General features: G+C 66.7%; 15 protein-coding genes. 12 read left to right on the forward strand and 3 right to left on the reverse strand.

Annotated elements, in window-relative coordinates; all coding sequences use genetic code 11:
* Positions 1–88 precede the first annotated feature (88 nt).
* From hydA to preA, 3 genes are all read left to right on the forward strand, one after another.
* Positions 89–1,528, forward strand: a complete 1,440-nt coding sequence (gene hydA, locus HU735_RS21090) for a dihydropyrimidinase (protein WP_186715090.1) — start codon at positions 89–91, stop codon at positions 1,526–1,528.
* A gap of 191 nt (positions 1,529–1,719) precedes the next feature.
* A complete protein-coding gene (locus HU735_RS21095; RefSeq protein WP_186715092.1) occupies positions 1,720–3,087 on the forward strand; it encodes an FAD-dependent oxidoreductase in 1,368 nt (455 codons plus the stop codon).
* Positions 3,088–4,362, forward strand: coding sequence for an NAD-dependent dihydropyrimidine dehydrogenase subunit PreA (gene preA / locus HU735_RS21100; protein ID WP_050706393.1), 1,275 nt, complete (start codon positions 3,088–3,090; stop codon positions 4,360–4,362).
* 71 nt (positions 4,363–4,433) lie between these two features.
* Here the strand turns inward: preA and HU735_RS21105 are convergent, their stop codons facing one another.
* Entirely contained in the window at positions 4,434–5,342 is a 909-nt protein-coding gene (locus HU735_RS21105) for a LysR family transcriptional regulator (protein WP_186715094.1), read from the reverse strand.
* 94 nt (positions 5,343–5,436) lie between these two features.
* On the opposite strand from HU735_RS21105, the gene HU735_RS21110 reads away from it, so the two are divergent.
* From HU735_RS21110 to surE, 9 genes are all read left to right on the forward strand, one after another.
* Positions 5,437–6,609 (forward strand): MFS transporter, encoded by a 1,173-nt coding sequence (locus HU735_RS21110; RefSeq protein ID WP_186715095.1) that lies wholly within the window; start codon positions 5,437–5,439, stop codon positions 6,607–6,609.
* A 55-nt stretch (positions 6,610–6,664) separates the two neighbouring features.
* Entirely contained in the window at positions 6,665–7,489 is an 825-nt protein-coding gene (locus HU735_RS21115; protein ID WP_346655376.1) for a hypothetical protein, read from the forward strand.
* Between the two features lie 216 nt (positions 7,490–7,705).
* Complete coding sequence (locus tag HU735_RS21120) at positions 7,706–8,944, forward strand: biotin carboxylase (protein ID WP_186715097.1); 1,239 nt, start codon at positions 7,706–7,708, stop codon at positions 8,942–8,944.
* Positions 8,945–9,029: 85 nt separating this feature from the next.
* Positions 9,030–10,073, forward strand: a complete 1,044-nt coding sequence (locus HU735_RS21125; RefSeq protein ID WP_186715102.1) for an AbrB family transcriptional regulator — start codon at positions 9,030–9,032, stop codon at positions 10,071–10,073.
* A gap of 27 nt (positions 10,074–10,100) precedes the next feature.
* Positions 10,101–11,114 (forward strand): 4-hydroxy-2-oxovalerate aldolase, encoded by a 1,014-nt coding sequence (gene dmpG, locus HU735_RS21130; protein WP_023630164.1) that lies wholly within the window; start codon positions 10,101–10,103, stop codon positions 11,112–11,114.
* Positions 11,115–11,129: 15 nt separating this feature from the next.
* Complete coding sequence (locus tag HU735_RS21135; RefSeq protein ID WP_186715103.1) at positions 11,130–12,008, forward strand: acetaldehyde dehydrogenase (acetylating); 879 nt, start codon at positions 11,130–11,132, stop codon at positions 12,006–12,008.
* Positions 12,009–12,031: 23 nt separating this feature from the next.
* Positions 12,032–13,219, forward strand: a complete 1,188-nt coding sequence (locus HU735_RS21140) for an aminotransferase class I/II-fold pyridoxal phosphate-dependent enzyme (RefSeq protein WP_186715105.1) — start codon at positions 12,032–12,034, stop codon at positions 13,217–13,219.
* A 54-nt stretch (positions 13,220–13,273) separates the two neighbouring features.
* A complete protein-coding gene (locus HU735_RS21145; protein ID WP_186715107.1) occupies positions 13,274–14,791 on the forward strand; it encodes an FAD/NAD(P)-binding protein in 1,518 nt (505 codons plus the stop codon).
* 48 nt (positions 14,792–14,839) lie between these two features.
* The gene (gene surE / locus HU735_RS21150) at positions 14,840–15,601 is read left to right on the forward strand and encodes a 5'/3'-nucleotidase SurE (protein ID WP_186715108.1); all 762 of its coding nucleotides are present in this window, start codon (positions 14,840–14,842) and stop codon (positions 15,599–15,601) included.
* A gap of 27 nt (positions 15,602–15,628) precedes the next feature.
* Here surE and HU735_RS21155 read toward each other — a convergent pair whose 3' ends face one another.
* Positions 15,629–16,030, reverse strand: coding sequence for a DUF4440 domain-containing protein (locus tag HU735_RS21155; protein WP_186715110.1), 402 nt, complete (start codon positions 16,028–16,030; stop codon positions 15,629–15,631).
* The gene (locus tag HU735_RS21160; RefSeq protein ID WP_186715111.1) at positions 16,023–17,378 is read right to left on the reverse strand and encodes an MFS transporter; all 1,356 of its coding nucleotides are present in this window, start codon (positions 17,376–17,378) and stop codon (positions 16,023–16,025) included. The genes HU735_RS21155 and HU735_RS21160 overlap by 8 nt, the downstream gene beginning before the upstream one ends.
* Positions 17,379–17,410 lie beyond the last annotated feature (32 nt).

Genomic DNA, 17,410 nt, shown 5'->3' on the forward strand with positions numbered 1-17,410 from the left:
ACAGGATTGAGCGAATCGCCTCCAGCGCCCGGCCCGAAACAATTCCAAGAACCGGCCAGAAGACCGGTCAGCCTGCGAGGAAAACGGCATGTCCCTGTTGATCCGTGGCGCCACCGTGGTTACCCATGAAGAGAGCTACCGTGCAGATGTCCTGTGTGTCGATGGCCTGATCCGCGCCATCGGCAGCCACCTCGAAACCCCCACCGATTGCGAAGTCCTCGACGGTTCTGGCCAGTACCTGATGCCCGGTGGCATCGATCCGCACACCCACATGCAGCTGCCGTTCATGGGCACGGTGGCCAGCGAGGACTTCTTCAGCGGTACCGCCGCGGGCCTGGCCGGGGGGACCACCTCGATCATCGACTTCGTCATCCCCAATCCGCAGCAATCGCTGCTCGAGGCGTTCCACACCTGGCGCGGCTGGGCGCAGAAGAGCGCCAGCGACTATGGCTTCCACGTCGCCATCACCTGGTGGAGCGAGCAGGTCGCCGAGGAGATGGGCGAGCTGGTGGCCAAGCATGGGGTGAACAGCTTCAAGCACTTCATGGCCTACAAGAACGCGATCATGGCCGCCGACGACACCCTGGTGGCCAGCTTCGAACGCTGCCTGCAACTGGGCGCGGTGCCGACGGTGCACGCCGAGAACGGCGAGCTCGTCTATCACCTGCAGAAGAAGCTGCTGGCCCAGGGCCTGACCGGGCCCGAGGCGCATCCGCTGTCGCGCCCGTCGCAGGTCGAGGGCGAGGCCGCCAGCCGCGCCATCCGCATCGCCGAGACCCTCGGCACGCCGCTGTACCTGGTGCATGTCTCCAGCCGCGAGGCGCTGGACGAGATCACCTATGCCCGGGCCAAGGGCCAGCCGGTGTACGGCGAAGTGCTGCCGGGCCACCTGCTGCTCGACGACAGCGTCTACCGCGACCCGGACTGGGCCACCGCCGCCGGCTACGTGATGAGCCCTCCGTTCCGCCCGCGCGAGCACCAGGACGCACTGTGGGGGGGGCTGCAGTCGGGCAACCTGCACACCACCGCCACCGACCACTGCTGCTTCTGCGCCGAGCAGAAGGCCATGGGCCGCGACGATTTCAGCCGCATTCCCAACGGCACCGCTGGTATCGAGGACCGCATGGCGGTGCTGTGGGATGCCGGGGTGAACAGCGGGCGCCTGTCGATCCACGAGTTCGTCGCGCTGACCTCCACCAACACCGCGAAGATCTTCAACCTGTTCCCGCGCAAGGGCGCGATCCGCGTCGGCGCCGACGCCGACCTGGTGCTGTGGGATCCGCAGGGCACGCGCACGATCAGCGCCCAGACCCATCACCAGCGGGTTGATTTCAACATCTTCGAAGGCCGCACCGTGCGCGGCATCCCCAGCCACACCATCAGCCAGGGCAAGGTGCTCTGGGCCGATGGCGACCTGCGCGCCGAACCGGGCGCGGGGCGCTATGTGGAAAGACCGGCGTATCCGTCGGTGTACGAGGTGCTGGAGCGGCGGGCCGAGCACCAGCGGCCGACACCGGTTCAGCGCTGAGGCCTTTCGCGGCACAAGGCCGCTCCTACAGCAGAACGCGATCCCCTGTAGGAGCGGCCTTGTGCCGCGAAAGGGGCGCAAAGCGCCCCCTGATAACAACACAGACACATGCTCCTGTTGACTGCCATCCCTCAGAACGGACAGGCGAGTGACCGCCGCCTGAGCCCATAAAAAAGCGAGAGGCTACAACCGTGATCGACGCCCTGAACCACTTGCCGCGCCCCCGGGCCGGCGCCGACCAGCTGGCCGAGGCCTTCAGCGACCTCGCGCCCCCGCTCACCGCCCGCCAGGCCGCCGTCGAGAGCGCGCGCTGCCTGTACTGCTACGACGCGCCCTGCGTCAATGCCTGCCCCAGCGAAATCGACATCCCCTCGTTCATCCACCGCATCAGCGACGAGAACCTGCAGGGCGCCGCCGAACGCATCCTCTCGGCCAACATCCTCGGCGGCAGCTGCGCCCGGGTGTGCCCGACCGAGATCCTCTGCCAGCAGGCCTGCGTGCGCAACAACGCCCAGGAATGCGCGCCGGTGCTGATCGGCCAGCTGCAGCGCTACGCCCTGGACCACGCCGGCTTCACCGAGCATCCGTTCCAGCGCTCGCCGGCCAGCGGCAAGCGCATCGCCGTGGTCGGCGCCGGCCCCGCCGGGCTGTCTTGCGCGCACCGCCTGGCCATGCACGGCCATGACGTGGTGATCTTCGAGGCGCGGGAGAAAGCCGGTGGCCTCAATGAGTACGGCATCGCCCGCTACAAGCTGGTGGACGACTACGCCCAGCGCGAAGTGGAGTTCCTGCTGGGCATCGGCGGTATCGAGATCCGCCATGGCCAGCGCCTGGGCGCCAACCTGTCGCTGGGCGAGCTGCATGCCCAGTACGACGCGGTGTTCCTCGGCCTGGGCCTGGCTGCCGTGCGTCAGCTGGGCCTGCCGGACGAAGACGCGCCAGGCCTGCTCGCCGCCACCGAGTACATCCGCGAGCTGCGCCAGGCCGACGACCTCACCCAGCTGCCGCTGGCCGACCGCTGCCTGGTGCTCGGCGCCGGCAACACTGCCATCGACATGGCCGTGCAGATGAGTTGCCTGGGCGCCCGCGACGTCAACCTGGTCTACCGCCGTGGCGTGTCCGACATGGGCGCCACCGACCATGAGCAGGAGATTGCCAAGCACAACCAGGTGCGCCTGCACACCTGGGCCCGGCCCGATGCCGTGCTGCTGGATGATGCCGGGCGTGTGCGCGGCATGCGTTTCGTACGCACCCAGCTGGTCGACGGACGCCTGGGCGATACCGGCGAGACCTTCGAACTTGCCGCCGACGCGATCTTCAAGGCCATCGGCCAACGCTTCGACGACGCAAGCCTGGCTGACCCGCTGGCGGCGCAACTGGCCCGCGACGGCGAGCGCATCCAGGTGGACGCGCATATGCAGACCTCGGTCCCCGGCATCTACGCTGGCGGCGACTGCACCGCGCTGGGCCAGGACCTCACCGTCCAGGCCGTGCAACATGGCAAGCTGGCCGCCGAAGCCATCCATGCCCAACTCATGCTCAACGTGGAGGCTGCGTAAATGGCCGACCTGTCCATCGAATTCGCCGGCATCAAGGCGCCCAATCCGTTCTGGCTGGCCTCCGCGCCACCCACCGACAAAGCCTACAACGTGGTCCGCGCCTTCGAGGCCGGGTGGGGCGGGGTGGTGTGGAAGACCCTGGGCGAGGACCCGGCGGCGGTCAACGTGTCGTCGCGCTACTCGGCGCACTTCGGCGCCAACCGCCAGGTGCAGGGCATCAACAACATCGAGCTGATCACCGACCGCTCGCTGGAGATCAACCTGCGCGAGATCACCCAGGTCAAGAAGGACTGGCCCGACCGCGCGCTGATCGTGTCGCTGATGGTGCCGTGTATCGAGGAGTCCTGGAAGTTCATCCTGCCGTTGGTGGAGGCCACCGGCGCCGACGGCATCGAACTCAACTTCGGTTGCCCCCACGGCATGCCCGAGCGCGGCATGGGCGCCGCCGTCGGCCAGGTGCCGGAGTACGTGGAGATGGTCACCCGCTGGTGCAAGACCCACTGCGCGCTGCCGGTGATCGTCAAGCTCACCCCCAACATCACCGACATCCGCCAGTCGGCGCGCGCCGCGCACCGGGGCGGGGCGGATGCGGTGTCGCTGATCAACACCATCAACTCGATCACCAGCGTCGACCTGGATCGCATGGTCGCCCACCCCATCGTCGGCGACCAGAGCACCCATGGCGGCTATTGCGGGTCGGCGGTCAAGCCGATCGCCCTGAACATGGTCGCGGAAATCGCCCGTGATCCCGAGACCCAAGGCCTGCCGATCTGCGGCATCGGCGGTATCGGCACCTGGCGCGACGCCGCCGAGTTCATCGCCCTGGGCAGCGGCGCGGTGCAGGTGTGCACGGCGGCGATGCTGCACGGGTTTCGCATCGTCGATGACATGAAGGACGGCCTGGCGCGCTGGATGGACCAGCACGGCCACCGCAACCTCGAGGCGTTTCGCGGCCAGGCCGTGGGACACACCACCGACTGGAAGTACCTGGACATCAACTACCAGTCGGTGGCGCACATCGACCAGGACGCCTGCATCGGCTGCGGGCGCTGCCACATCGCCTGCGAGGACACCTCGCACCAGGCCATCGCCAGTACCCTCAAGGCCGACGGCACCCACGCCTACAGCGTGATCGAGGCGGAGTGCGTCGGCTGCAACCTGTGCCAGATCACCTGCCCGGTGGAGGGCTGCATCGACATGCAGGCGCAGGACACCGGCAAGCCGTACATGAACTGGACGCAGGATCCGCGCAATCCCTATCGCGAGGCGGGTTGAGGTCGGCGCAAGGCAGACCTCATGCAGTTCTCTCGTGGGAGCGGGCAAGCCCGCTCCCACGAAGTTTTCGTCTACCCGGCCAGACCGCCGCGCAAGGTCTGCTTGATCACCTCGACGAACGCCCGCACCAGCGGGCTGCGCTCGTGCCTGCGGGTCAGCACCAGCAGCGGCGCGCAGGCGCCGGGCTCGGCCAGCGGCAGGTAGGACACCCCACGCCTGACCAAGGTCCGGGTGCACTGCGGTACCACCGCGACACCACGACCCGCGGCAACCAGGGCGATGATCGAGGTGATCTGCCGACCGCTTGGCGCCGGGCGCGGCGTCAGCCCGTGGCGGCGGTACAGGCCGAGGATGATTTCGTTCAAGCCCGAGCCGTAGTCCGGGGGAAAGGTGATCAGCGGCAGTTCGCCGAGCTCGGCCAGGCTGACCTGCAACTGCTGGGCGAGGGGGCTGTCGCTGGGAACGGCCGCGACCAGCGGCTCGTTGTCCACACAGATGGCCTGGACCTGAGGATCGTCACCTGATGGGCGCATGCGGCTCATGCCGATATCCAGGCGGCCTTCGATCAGTTGCGTGCACTGAGTGCTGGAAGCACCTTCCTCCACATTCAGCTGCACATCCGGGTACTTCGAGCAGAACGCCTGGATGGTATGGCTGAAGGTGTCCGACAGGGCGATCGAACTGGCATAGCCGACCGTCAGTTGGCCGGCCGAACCCGCCGCCAGCTTGCTGGTGATCGCCGTGGTCAGGTCGACCTGTTCGAGCACGCCGCGGGCGTAGGGCAGCAGGTGACGGCCCGCGGTGGTAAGGCTGACGTTGCGCGTGCTGCGGTCGAACAGGCGAAACCCGAGCTCCGTCTCCAGTGCCGATATCTGTCGGGTCAGCGGCGGCTGGGCCATGTGCAGGCGCGCTGCCGCTCGGCCGAAGTGCAATTCCTCGCTGACCACCAGGAAACAGCGCAGACGGCGCAAATCCATCATGTTCTTCCTTGAGTATCAATCGGTCGGGAATAGGTATTGGATCCAAAGTTCGTCCTACCTTATAAACCTGTAACAATTTTTTACGAGTGTTTGTATGCGTTTTCCCGCCGATTTCCCCCGAATTGCCCTATTTCTTGGCGGATGTGCCGCATTTCTCAACCTCTATTCCACCCAGGGCCTGCTCACGGAACTGACCCGGGCTTTTCCGGTAACGCTGCGCCAGGCCAGTTGGAGCATTACCGTGACCATTCTCGCGGTGGCCTTGACCGCGCCTTTTGTCGGCTGGCTGACGGCACGCGGCGAACAGCACCGGGTCATCGCCGGGGCGGCGCTGTTGCTGGCGCTGCCTGCATTGTTGGCGGCGTGGGCGGGCAGCTATGGCGAATTCCTGCTGTGGCGCTCGGTGCAGGGGTTGTTCATCCCGATGGTGTTCGCCACCAGCGTGGCCTACATCGGCGTGCGCTGGCAGGGCGGCGCGGTGACCGAAATGACCAGTGTCTATGTTGCCGGCACGATCTTCGGCGGTTTCTGTGGGCGTTTCCTCACCGGCCTGGTCACCGAGCTTGCCGACTGGCGCGTGGCATTGACGGTCCAGGCGGGGCTCAGCCTGGCGGTCGCGCTGGGTATCGCGCTGCTGTTGCCGCGCAACCCGCCCGCAGCCAGGCGCGAGCCGCTGGCGCTTGGCGAACTCGCCAGCAGGCCGTTGCTGGGGGCCTATGCCGTGGGGTTCTGCGTCTTGTTTGCCCAGGTTGCGACCTTCACCTATGTCGGCCTGCACCTGGGCGAAGCCCCGTTTGCCCTGGGCACCGCCGCGCTGGGTGCCATCTACGCCGTGTTCCTGCTGGCGCTGGTGGTGGTGCCGCTGGCCGGACGCCTGAGCAAGGCGCGGCCCCATGCCGACCTGGTGCGGGTGGCCGGTTGCCTGGGCATTGCCGGCTCGGCGCTGACCCTGTCCCCGTCGTTGTGGTTGATCGTGCTGGGCCTGGCGCTCAGCTCCACCGGCGTGTTTCTCGCCCAGGCCGCTGCCAATGCCTTCATCACCGCCCAGGCACCCCGGCAGAAATCCGCCGCGGTCGGCCTGTACCTGAGCTGCTACTACCTGGGTGGCAGCTTCGGCGCCTTCGTGCCCGGCGGGCTGTGGGAACGCTGGGGGTGGGGTGGCTGCGTCGCCCTGATCGTGGTGTTCCAGCTGCTACCGCTGCTGATCGCGCGGGGTAGCTGGCGGGTGGCGCCGGGCCGTGGGTCGGCGGTCCAGCCATTGCAATGAATCGTTTCCTCAACGCGCTACATCATCATCCAACAAGGAAAAGAGTGAGATGACCGTGAGTAACTTGCCGACCGTGCACAGCCAGTTGCTGAATGTGATTGAACCGGTGTTGCAGGAGATGCCTGCCGGCGTGCTGAAACAGGCGCTATGGGATGAGTTCCGCAATCAGGAGGCCGCGCTGGTCGACATCGAGCAGGCGTTCCAGGTGCTGACCTCGCGCCGCCATGACGCCGCGGCGTTGCGCAAGTTCTTCGCCAGCTGGTCGAAGACCAACAATTCGGCCGCCAGCGTCTCCGGCCTGGCCAATCGCCTGACCCTGCTGGCGCGCTCCGAGCAGGGCAGCGCCGCGGCGCAGCAGATCTACCAGGTGTGTGGCAGCCTGCAGCGGATCACCGACGAGGACCTGGGGGCGCTGGGCAACACCTTGCATGCCGACCTGTTCTACAACATGGCCACGCCACTCTGCGGTGACGACCAGTGGCTGCTCAAGGAAAACTGCCTGCCGTCGGCGCAGGCGTTCAAGGACTGGACCGATGCCCGCCGCCTGCGTGATCGCGATCTGCTCCAGGGCCTGCTGACCACGCTTGTGCATGAGGTCTACACCCACGGTGAAGTGGAGTACATCCATCCGCTGTACACCCGCTGGTTCGAGCGCGACATGGGTGTCCCGCCCGAGCAGGTGCGCAAGACCGTGGCCTGGGTCACCGTGCACACTGGGGGGACCGAGAGCAATCATTTCGCCCACGCGGTCGAGGCGGTCGAGGCCTTCGTCAAGGCCATGGGCATCGCGGTGGACAGGACCACGGCCCGCGAAGTCTTTGCCCAGTATCTGCAGCGCAAGGCCGAGGTGATGCGCGACTGCGCCGCCTGCCTGATCTGATCGGCTGAATCCCGCGTGAAAATCGCCTGCCATGTTCCCCGACATGGCAGCGCTTTCGCGCGCCTTGCAAACCGCCTGCGCGGGCAAGGCGGGGAGTATCAATAACGACTGAATCGGTATTGGCATCGGCCACCGACTCCTCAGCAGAATCATAGTGGAACCTAGCCCTGGCGCCTGGTCACTTTCTGACTCATGCAAGTACGCAAGGAACGCCCCATGCAGCTGATCGTCTTCTGTCCCCCCAAGATCATTCTCCAGCACAGCGCGCAAAGCTGGGCCGACGCGCTAGGGCCGGGAGGCATGCTGCTGAGCTGCAACTCCCGCGCCCAGGAAATTACCGCGCACCTTGGCGAACAAGTGGCGTACCGGTTGTTCGACTATTTCAACGACAACGCGCTGGTCGAGGTGGATGTCCATGACATGGCCCGCGAGATGCGCGATCCGCTGTGCGTGGCATTGGCCGAGATCGACGTGCTGCGGGTGGCGCGCATCAATGACCGGCTGGGTGTCAGCCAGGGCGCCGAGGGGCGCGCGATGTTCTATCGCGACAAGTTCTTCATGAAGCAGCGGGCCCGCGACCGTGGTTTCGCCGTCGCCGACATGGCGCCGCTGACCCACGCCACCGGGGCGATCCAGTTCAGTGAGCAGCACGGCTTCCCGGTGGTGGTCAAACCGCGCGATGGGCGTGGCTCGAACGGCGTGGAAGTGCTCAGGGACCTGCCGCAGCTGCGCCAGTGGCTGGCCGCGCGCGGCGCCACCACCTTCCACAACCTGATGATCGAGCGCTACGTGCGGGGCAGCCACTACATCGTCAACGGCCTGTACATCGACGGCAAGCCGATCCTGGTGTCGCCGGTACGGGTGATGACCTCGGCGCTGGATTTTCTCGGCGGCAAGGCCCACGACCTGCACATGCTCGATGCCAGCAATCCGATGCGCGACAAGCTGGTGCGCTATGCCCGCGCGCTGGTCGAGGACGTGCTGCCTTCCGAGCCGACCCTGCTGTTCCACCTCGAACTGTTCGTCACCGACGCGGGCGAGATCGTCCTGTGCGAAATCGCTTCGCGGCTGGGTGGGGTGTTCTTCAACCAGGAGATCAGCCATGCCTGGGGCCTGGACCCGCGCATGAGCTTCCTGCGCGCGCTGCGCGATCCCGAGTACCGTCCGGCGGCCATGATCGAGCCGCGGCAGATGGTCGGGCACATCAGCATTCCACCGCGGGTCGGCCTGTTGCGCGAGGTGCCGAGCGACTGCCCGCTCGACGGCGTGCTGGAGTACCGCATCTCGGCGAGCAGGATGACCGCCTACCGGTCGATGGAGTTCACCAATTCGGAAATCCTCAACGCCATCGTCGCCGGGCGCAACGAGCGTGAACTGCAATTGCGCCTTGGCGAAGTCGAGCGTTGGTTCCACGAAAGCTGCGACTGGGCGGGCAACGAAGCGGCCGCCGTCTAGCCGCTGATCCGTCCCGTTCCTCCATCACTTTTGCTGACCGTGCCGCCAGTCGGGACGGTCATGCCTGCAGACAGGTGACGATGCCATGAAACCTTTGATCGAGAGTCTCATCCCCATTCCGGTCGCGGCTCTGGGCGCCTGGTTGGGATATCTCACCGGGCTGCCGCTCGGTGAACTGATCGGCGCCATCTGCGCAGTCACGGCACTGAGCAAGTGGGGCGTGCGCATGCGCATGCCGTTTCCGTTCGTGGCCACCGTGCAGTTGCTGCTCGGTATCAGCGTCGGTTCCACGGTCACCGCCTCGATGATGCACGAGCTCACCGACGTCAGCATCCTGCTCGGGCTGCTGGTGTGCATGACCACGCAGATCCTGGTGGGCTACAACTGGCTGCGGCGCATGGAAAAGTGGGGCCATATCGAAAGCCTGCTCAGTGCCATCCCGGGTGCCATGGCGGCGGTGATGACGGTGTCGGGGGAAGAGGGGCCGGCCTCCGGGCGCATCGCTTTCGTGCATATCGTGCGCCTGCTCGCGCTGCTGCTGGTGGTCACCCTGATCGCCGGCGGCCATGGCGACAGCGCGGCGCATGCGGCGGGAACCCTGGGCGACTACCTGCGCATCGTGCCGGTCGCGGTCGTCGCGGTGGTTGCCGGCTACTTGCTGGAGCGTCTGGACGTGCCTGCGCCCTACATGCTGACCGGGCTGGTGTGCGCCGCCGCGGTGAACATCGGCATGCCCCAGTTCAACCTGCATGTGCCCGACCCGGTGGCGATGGTGGCGTTGATCCTGCTGGGTGGCTTGATCGGCATCCGCCTGCGCGACATCACCCTGGGGGACGTGCTGCGATACGTGCGTGCGGGTCTGGTGGTGACCACGCTGACGTTCTGCACCACCTTGCTGGTGGCCGCGCTTGCCGCCCAGCTCACTGGCAAACCCTTCCTCGCGCTGTTCATGTCCTGGGTACCGGGCGGGGTCGAGGTCATGACCGCGGCAGCGCTGTTGCTCAAGCTCGACCCAGCTTTCGTCATGCTCAACCACGTGGTGCGCATGTCGATCATTCATATCTCCCCGGCGTTCCTGCCCAAGCGGCTGCTCCAGCCCGAGCCGGCTGCCGACTCACCGCGCAACTGAACCTTCGATCACAAGGACTCGATCTCGATGACCGCTGCAATCGCCATTCATGATCCGACCCTGCGCGACGGCAACCATGCCGTCTCCCATTCGTTGAGCCTGGAAGATATCGCCGCCTATTGCCGTGCAGTCGACGGCTGCGGCCTGAGCGTGGTCGAGGTGGGCCATGGCAACGGCCTGGGGGCATCGTCCCTGCAACTGGGCCTGGCCCGCCACGCCGACACCGAGATGCTCGAGACCGCGCGCGCCAACCTCAGTCGCACGCGCCTGGGCATCCATATGATTCCAGGCTTCGCCAGGCTCGATGATATCGATACCGCGTTGCGGATCGGTGTCGAGGTGTTGCGCATCGCCTCCCATTGCACCGAGGCGAGCGTGACCGAAAGCTATATCGAGCATGCCCGCGCCAACGGTGCCTATGTGCATGGCGTGCTGATGATGTGCCACATGGCCAGCCCCGAGCGCTTGCTCGAGGAGGCGACTAAACAGCAGGGCTATGGTGCCAACGCCATCGTGCTGATGGACTCGGCGGGCCACCTCGATCCGGACAGCACCCGTGAGCGCATTGCCTTGCTAAGCAGCGAACTGTCGATTCCGGTGGGCTTCCATGGCCACAACAACCTGGGCCTGGCCATCGCCAACTCACTGGCTGCGGTCCAGGCCGGGGCGACCATCGTCGACGGCTGCATGCGCGGCTTCGGCGCCGGCGCCGGCAACACCCAGCTGGAGACCCTGTGCGCCGTGCTGGAGCGCTACCGCTTCGCCACCGGCGTGGACATCTTCGCCCTGTGCCGCGCCATCGAACAGCTGGAGAGCATCGCCCCGGTCAGCACGCCCACGGTCGTCAAGACCGCCAACCTGATCAGTGGCTTGTACGGCGTGTGCAGCGGTTTCGAGAAACATGTCGCGCGCGCCGCCAGCGAGTTCGGCGTCGAACCACGGCGAATCTACGAAGCCCTGGCCCAGTGCAACGCGGTAGCCGGCCAGGAAGACCTGATCATCTCGGTGGCCAGCCGCCTTTCCCAACCTTCCGTTGCCTGACCCTGGAGTGCGTTCATGTCCCTGAAAACCGCCATTATCGGCAGCGGCAACATCGGTTGCGACATCCTGTGCAAGGTCCTGGCCCACCCTGACCTGGACTGCACGCTGGTCGCCGGACGTTCCCCGCACTCCGCGGGCCTGGCCTTCGCCCGGGAGCGCGGGGTCGCCACCACCGCCGATGGCATCGAAGGCCTGTTCGCCCGGATCGGCGAGTTCGACCTGGTGTTCGACGCCACCTCGGCCGCCGACCATGAGCGCCACGCGCCACGCCTGATCGAGGCCGGCAAGGTGATCATCAACCTCACCCCGGCGGCCCTGGGCCAACTGTGCGTGCCTTCGCTCAACGGCCTGGAGCTGACCGGGGCGAGCAACGTCAACATGATCACCTGTGGGGGGCAGGCCTCGATTCCGCTGGCCGCCGCCATCGCCCGGGCCAACCCGGCGGTGCGCTACATCGAGGTGGTGTCGTCGATCAGTGCCGAAAGCGCAGGTCCCGCCACCCGTCGCAACCTGAGCAACTACATCACCACCACCGAACAGGCGCTGCGGCGCTTCACTGGCTGTGGTCAGGTCAAGGCAATCCTCAACATCAACCCGGCCAAGCCCAATGTCTACATGCAGACGGCGGTCTCGGCACTGATCGCCCAGGCCGACCTGGCCGCTACCCGTCACGAGGTGGAGCGGGCCGTGGCGCTGGTGCGCGAGGCCGTGCCGGGCTACGAGGTGATCGTCGACCTGCACTACAGCGAAGGTCGCCTGTTCACCATGGTGCGGGTCGAGGGAGCGGGGGACTACCTCGATCCAAGTGCCGGCAATCTCGACATCATCACCGCGACGGCCACCCACATGGCCGCGCTCATGGCGCGTGGCCACACGGCCGTGCGCGCCGCCTGAAACGGACTTCTGGAGAATCCTGCATGCCTACGCTTTCAGCAGACCTGGAATTCGCGCGATTCTGTCCGATCCTCGGGGTGGCGCAGAAGGTCAGGGAGGCGCCGCAGCCGGTCATCGACCTGGGTGTCGGCGTGCCCGGCTTCCTGCCGGCGCCCCATATCGTCGAGGCGGCAGTGCGGGCGGCCCATGAGGACACCGGCGGCTATGGCGCCAGCCGTGGCGACCCGGCATTGCTCAAGGCCTACCTGGGCTACCTGCGGCGCCTTGGCCACGCGCATTTCGACGAACGCAACCTGGTCGCCGGCCTTGGCGCCAAGCACCTGCTGTTCAGCGTGCTGCGGGCGATCATCCGCCCGGGCGACAAGCTGCTGGTGTCGACCCCGTGCTGGCCGACCTACTTCGATATCGCCGATCTGGTCGGGGCGGGCGTCGTCGATGTGCGCTGCACCGCGCACAGCGGCTACAAGATGTCCCCCCAGGCCCTGGAACAGGCGCTCGACGAACAGGTGCGGGTGGTGCTGCTCAACTCCCCCGGCAATCCTACGGGTGCCGTGTACTCGGTCGAGGAACTCCAGGGGCTGGCGCAAGTGCTGCGCAAACATGACGTCTGGATCATTTGCGATGACGTCTACCAGCGCTTCGTCTACGGCATGGACCACTGTCCCGACCTGCTGACGGTGGCGCCGGATCTGGCCGGGCGCATCATCAAGATCGACAGCGTCTCCAAGCTCTATGGCATGCCGGGGTGGCGGGTCGGCTTGCTGGCGGCGGACCGGCGGATCGCCGACGCGGTCACCACGCTCAACTCCAACTCGATCTCCAACCTGCCGGCCCCCGCGGCGGCGGCGGCGACGGCGGCGCTGGAGGGTGACCAGGCGTTCTCCATCGCTGCCCGGCAGCGTCTTGCCGGGCAGCGCCAGGCCTTGCTCGAGGTGCTGCGCGGTGCGCCGTTGCTGCGCTTCTGCGAGCCTGCCGGAGCGTTCTACCTGTTCCTCGATATCGGCCAGGCGCTGGGTCGGTCGTTCCACGGGCAGGTGATCGGTGATGACGAGTCGTTCTGCGACGTACTGCTCAGGGACTTCGGCGTTGCCCTGATCCCCGGCAGTTTCTTCGGCGCGGCGGGGCATGCCCGGCTGTCGTATTCCGGCGAAGCCGGCAAGGTCCTGGCCGGTGCCGAGCGCATCAAGGCCTTCCTGGGCGAGCTCGCCTGAGGCTGGAACGCAATCCGTGGACAGGGAAGCATTACTGGAGAGGGACGCACGTTGATGAAAAACACCTTTGCAATCGTCGGCTGCGGCGCGACGGCCATCGCCTTCCTGCAACGCCATCTGGACCGCGTGGCCGCCGGCAGCGCGCCGGCAGGCGTCATCCACCTGTTCGAGAAGCGGGATGATTTCGGACGCGGCGCGGCCTACGAGGCCGACCTGGAGAGCAACCTGCTCAACACCAGGACCGGCCTTATCACGCCATACCCGCATCTGCCCGGGCATTTCCTGCAGTGGTTGCAGCAGAGCCCGCAGGCCTGGCGCCGCGCGTACCCCGATTTTCGTCCCGAGGCGGACGGATTCGCGCCTCGGGCCCTGTTCGGTATCTACCTGCAGCACCAGCTCAAGCAGATCGTGCTGCGCGGCGCGACCCTGGGTTGCCAGCTGGTGCAATTGCAGGCGGAGGTCTGCGCGATCGACCTGATCGATGGCGTGGAAACCCTGCGCACCCGCTGCGGCCTCAGCCTGCCGACCGGCAAGGTCGTGCTGTGCTGTGGGCCGCTGGGCAAGAAGCCGGAGCCGTCCGGCGACCCGCGGGTGCTGGATACGCCGTATCCGGTTTCCCGCCTGCTGCGCGTGGTGGCGCCCCACGAGCGGGTGGCGGTGGTCGGCGCACGGCTGAGCGCCATCGACACCGTCATAGCCCTGATCGAACGGGGGCATCGAGGCCCCATCCGCATGCATTCGCGCAGTGGTTACTTTCCCGTGGTGCGGGGGACCCAGGAGCCGGTCACGCTGCGCTACCTGACCCGTGAAGGGCTCCATGCGCTGGTGGCGCAGAACGGCCGCCTGCAGATCAGCGACCTGGTCGGCCTGTTCCGCAAGGAGCTGGCTTTCCAGGAGCCGGGCAAGGCCAGCGCGGTGATCCCCATGCCCGCGCCGCCGGCCGACATCGCCGGTTTCATCGAGGCTGAACTCGAGCATGCCCGCTCAGCGCGGACCTGGCAGGCGATCCTCTATGCCACCAACGGTTTCGTCGAGGATATCTGGCAGGCACTGGACGATGCCGCGCAGGCGCGTTTCCTGCGCGAGTACTTCAGCTTTTTCATGGCTTATCGGGTGTCCATCCCGGCGCAGAATGCGCGCAAGATCCTCAGCTACCTGCGCAGTGGCCAGCTGGAGTTCGTCGCCGGTCCGTTCGCCGCGCCGCAGCGGGGCGGCGATGGGCTGGTCCTGCAGGGCAGCGGCTGGCGCCATGTCTACGACCGGCTGATCCATGCCATCGGCTCTCCGCGCGACGCCGACCTGCTCGACTCACCGTTGCTCGCCACGCTGCTGGAAAACGGCACGGTCACCCGTCACCCGCAGGGGGGGATCTGCATCGAGCCGACGAGCTATCGCGTGCAGGGCCGGACCGGCAGCACCCGGCAGATCCATGCGGTGGGCGAGCTGACGGTCGGCCAGTTCTTCTTCACCTCCGCGTTGGACATCAATGGTCGCCACGCCGCCAGCTGCGCCGATGGGCTCGACTGGAAGCAGGGCGTGCGCGCGGTCGGGCGTGTGGAGGAGCATGTCTGAGCTATCGTTGCCGGGGCACCTTTGACCGGCAACTTCACAGGATGAACCATGACCTACCGATTCGAACGCATTCTGCTGACCAACGACGATGGCATCGACGCGCCCGGCCTGGCCGTGCTGGAACAGGTGGCGGCCAGGCTGGCCAGGGAGGTGTGGGTAGTGGCGCCGCACCGCGACCAGAGCGGCACCTCCCATTCGCTGAGCCTGCACGCGCCGCTACGGCTCAGCAACCATGGCGAGCGGCGCTTCGCCGTCACCGGCACGCCGGGTGACTGCGTGGCGCTGGCGCTGGGGCATCTGCTCAAGGACGCCAGGCCTGACCTTGTGTTGTCCGGTATCAACCGTGGGGCGAACCTGGGCACTGAAACCGTATTCTCCGGAACGGTCGGCGCGGCGATGACCGGGCTGCTGCTGGGGGTACGCTCGATCGCACTCAGCCAGGCCTACAGCGATCGCGACGCGGTACCCTGGGACATCGGCCTGAACCTGGCGCCCGAGGTGATTCTCGGCGTGCTGGATATGCCGTGGCCGGTCGATGCCTGCCTCAACGTCAACTTCCCTGATTGTGCCCTGGAGGCCGTCCGGCCGTTGAAGGTGACGCGCCAGGGTGTCGGGCCGTTGAACAGCGTCTCGGTGCGTACCGAGGTCGACCCGCGACACTTCGAGTACCACTGGTTGCAGATGAACAATCACCGCACCGAGGATGAGCCCGGCAGCGAAATGGCGGAACTGGCGCGTGGCCATGTCACGGTGACGCCGTTGCAGTTCGAGCGCACCCATGGCGCTGTGGAACAAGCCATGTCTGATTGATTGGCGGGGCTGCAGACGCGCTATCGCCTAGGCAATCGCGGTTTCATGCAGGCAGCGCCACACCACCCCGCGGTCGCTGCATTCGAGCAAAGCCAGCGACCAGCGCGCCTGCGCCATGCCCTGCGAACGGTGGGTTTCCTTGTAGCGCATCGCCACATTCAACCCGGCCTGCCACACCACTTGCACATCGCTGATCGTGATCTGCAATCCTGGCCTGGTCCCGGCGGCCCCCTTGAACAATTGCTCGACCTGCGGGCGGCTCACGAGCGTGCCTGTCGTACCGACCATGCTGAAATCATCGGCGAACACCGCCATCAGCCCGCCGAGCACCGACTGGGTTTCGGCCACCGGGCGGGTGAAGACCATCTGGATCAGTTCGTGGACGTGGTGGATGCTGCGTTCGGCGCGGGCAATCGCGTGTTCAGGCATGGGCATGGTTCTCCTTGGGCAGTGTGTTCAGTGACAGCAGCGGCGTCAGCCCCAGCAGCGCGGCCAGGGTGAAGGTCAGGTGATAGGCTGCGGGCGGACTCAGGCCTACCAGCAACAGGTTGAAAATCATCAGCAGCGAGGCGGCGCCGACGCTGAAGGCCATCTGCCGATTGAGGTTCCACAGCACGCTGGCCTGCTGCATCCGCTCGCCGCTGAAGTCGAGCAGCGCGGTGGTCTGGGCGGTGTTGGCGCCGATGCCGCCGCCAATGCCCATCAGGCCGTAGGCCGCAATCAGCACGGCGCTATCGGTCTGCGTGTCGACCATGACCAGCAGGCCGATACCCAGGCTGTGCAGGAGCAGGCCGAGCAGCAACAGTCGGGCGGCACCGACGCGGTTGTAAAGCCGGCCGGCCAGCAGCATGGCGGCGAAGGCCCCGGCGGCATAGACCAGCATGAACAGGCCGGTGGCCTGGGCGCTCAGGCCCAGCACCTCCTGCAGGTAGAAGATGTTCAGCAGGTTGACCCCGGTGAACACCCCGGGGATCGCATGGTAGACCTGCATCGAGACCCGCAGGCGAGGGCTGCCGAGCAGTTTCAGCTCGATGATGCCCCCGGCCGAGCGTTGGTAGTGGGCGCGGTAGAGCAGGGCGCAGGACAAGCCGGCCAGCAGGCAGGCGATGGCCAGCGTGATGCCATGGCCGGCACCGTACAGCGACAGGCCCAGCAGCAGGCAGGCGAGGGCGGCGCTGACCAGCAGCAATCCCTTGAAGTCCGGGCGCGGCGCTGCCGGGGCCGGTGTCTGGTCAATCCAGGCCCAGGCCAACGCCGCCGTCAGCAGGGCCAGCGGAATGTTGCAGTGGAAGACCCACGGCCAGCGGCCATGGTCGACGATCATTCCGCCGAGGGTGGGTGACAGCGCCGGCGCCAGCAGCGCCACCGCCATCACCAGGGTGGACACGCGGGCGCGCTCCGGGCCCTGGAACCGCTCGAAGGTCAGCGCTTGCCCCACCGGGATCAGCAAGCCACCGGCCATGCCCTGGAGCAGGCGCCAGGTGATCAGCCCGGCGAAGCTTGCGGCTTCGCCGCAGCCCCACACGGCCACGCTGAACCCCAGCATGGCGGCGCACAGCAGGCGCCGCGCGCCCCAGCGGCTCGCCAGCCAGGTGCTCACCGGCACAGCCAGGGTCAGCCCGAGCATGTAGGCGTTGCCGACCCAGGCGCTGCTGGTGTTGCCAATGGCGAACTCGGCCGCGATCCGTGGCAACGCCACGGTCGGCATGAACAGGTTGATGCAGTCGATGAAAAAGCCCATCAGGAAGATCGTTGCCACGCGATACCGGTACGTCATTGCCACTCCTTTTCGGCGCGCAGCGTAGGTGC

This window comes from Pseudomonas sp. BW16M2 (assembly GCF_014268865.1).
GTDB lineage: Bacteria > Pseudomonadota > Gammaproteobacteria > Pseudomonadales > Pseudomonadaceae > Aquipseudomonas > Aquipseudomonas peradeniyensis.

Bases quoted from the DNA above. Each gene is read 5' to 3' on its own strand.
- hydA (WP_186715090.1), top strand. From the start codon at position 89: ATGTCCCTGTTGATCCGTGGCGCCACCGTGGTTACCCATGAAGAGAGC.
- preA (WP_050706393.1), top strand. From the start codon at position 3,088: ATGGCCGACCTGTCCATCGAATTCGCCGGCATCAAGGCGCCCAATCCG.
- HU735_RS21105 (WP_186715094.1), bottom strand. From the start codon at position 5,342: ATGATGGATTTGCGCCGTCTGCGCTGTTTCCTGGTGGTCAGCGAGGAA.
- HU735_RS21110 (WP_186715095.1), top strand. From the start codon at position 5,437: ATGCGTTTTCCCGCCGATTTCCCCCGAATTGCCCTATTTCTTGGCGGA.
- HU735_RS21120 (WP_186715097.1), top strand. From the start codon at position 7,706: ATGCAGCTGATCGTCTTCTGTCCCCCCAAGATCATTCTCCAGCACAGC.
- HU735_RS21125 (WP_186715102.1), top strand. From the start codon at position 9,030: ATGAAACCTTTGATCGAGAGTCTCATCCCCATTCCGGTCGCGGCTCTG.
- dmpG (WP_023630164.1), top strand. From the start codon at position 10,101: ATGACCGCTGCAATCGCCATTCATGATCCGACCCTGCGCGACGGCAAC.
- HU735_RS21135 (WP_186715103.1), top strand. From the start codon at position 11,130: ATGTCCCTGAAAACCGCCATTATCGGCAGCGGCAACATCGGTTGCGAC.
- HU735_RS21140 (WP_186715105.1), top strand. From the start codon at position 12,032: ATGCCTACGCTTTCAGCAGACCTGGAATTCGCGCGATTCTGTCCGATC.
- HU735_RS21145 (WP_186715107.1), top strand. From the start codon at position 13,274: ATGAAAAACACCTTTGCAATCGTCGGCTGCGGCGCGACGGCCATCGCC.
- surE (WP_186715108.1), top strand. From the start codon at position 14,840: ATGACCTACCGATTCGAACGCATTCTGCTGACCAACGACGATGGCATC.
- HU735_RS21155 (WP_186715110.1), bottom strand. From the start codon at position 16,030: ATGCCTGAACACGCGATTGCCCGCGCCGAACGCAGCATCCACCACGTC.
- HU735_RS21160 (WP_186715111.1), bottom strand. From the start codon at position 17,378: ATGACGTACCGGTATCGCGTGGCAACGATCTTCCTGATGGGCTTTTTC.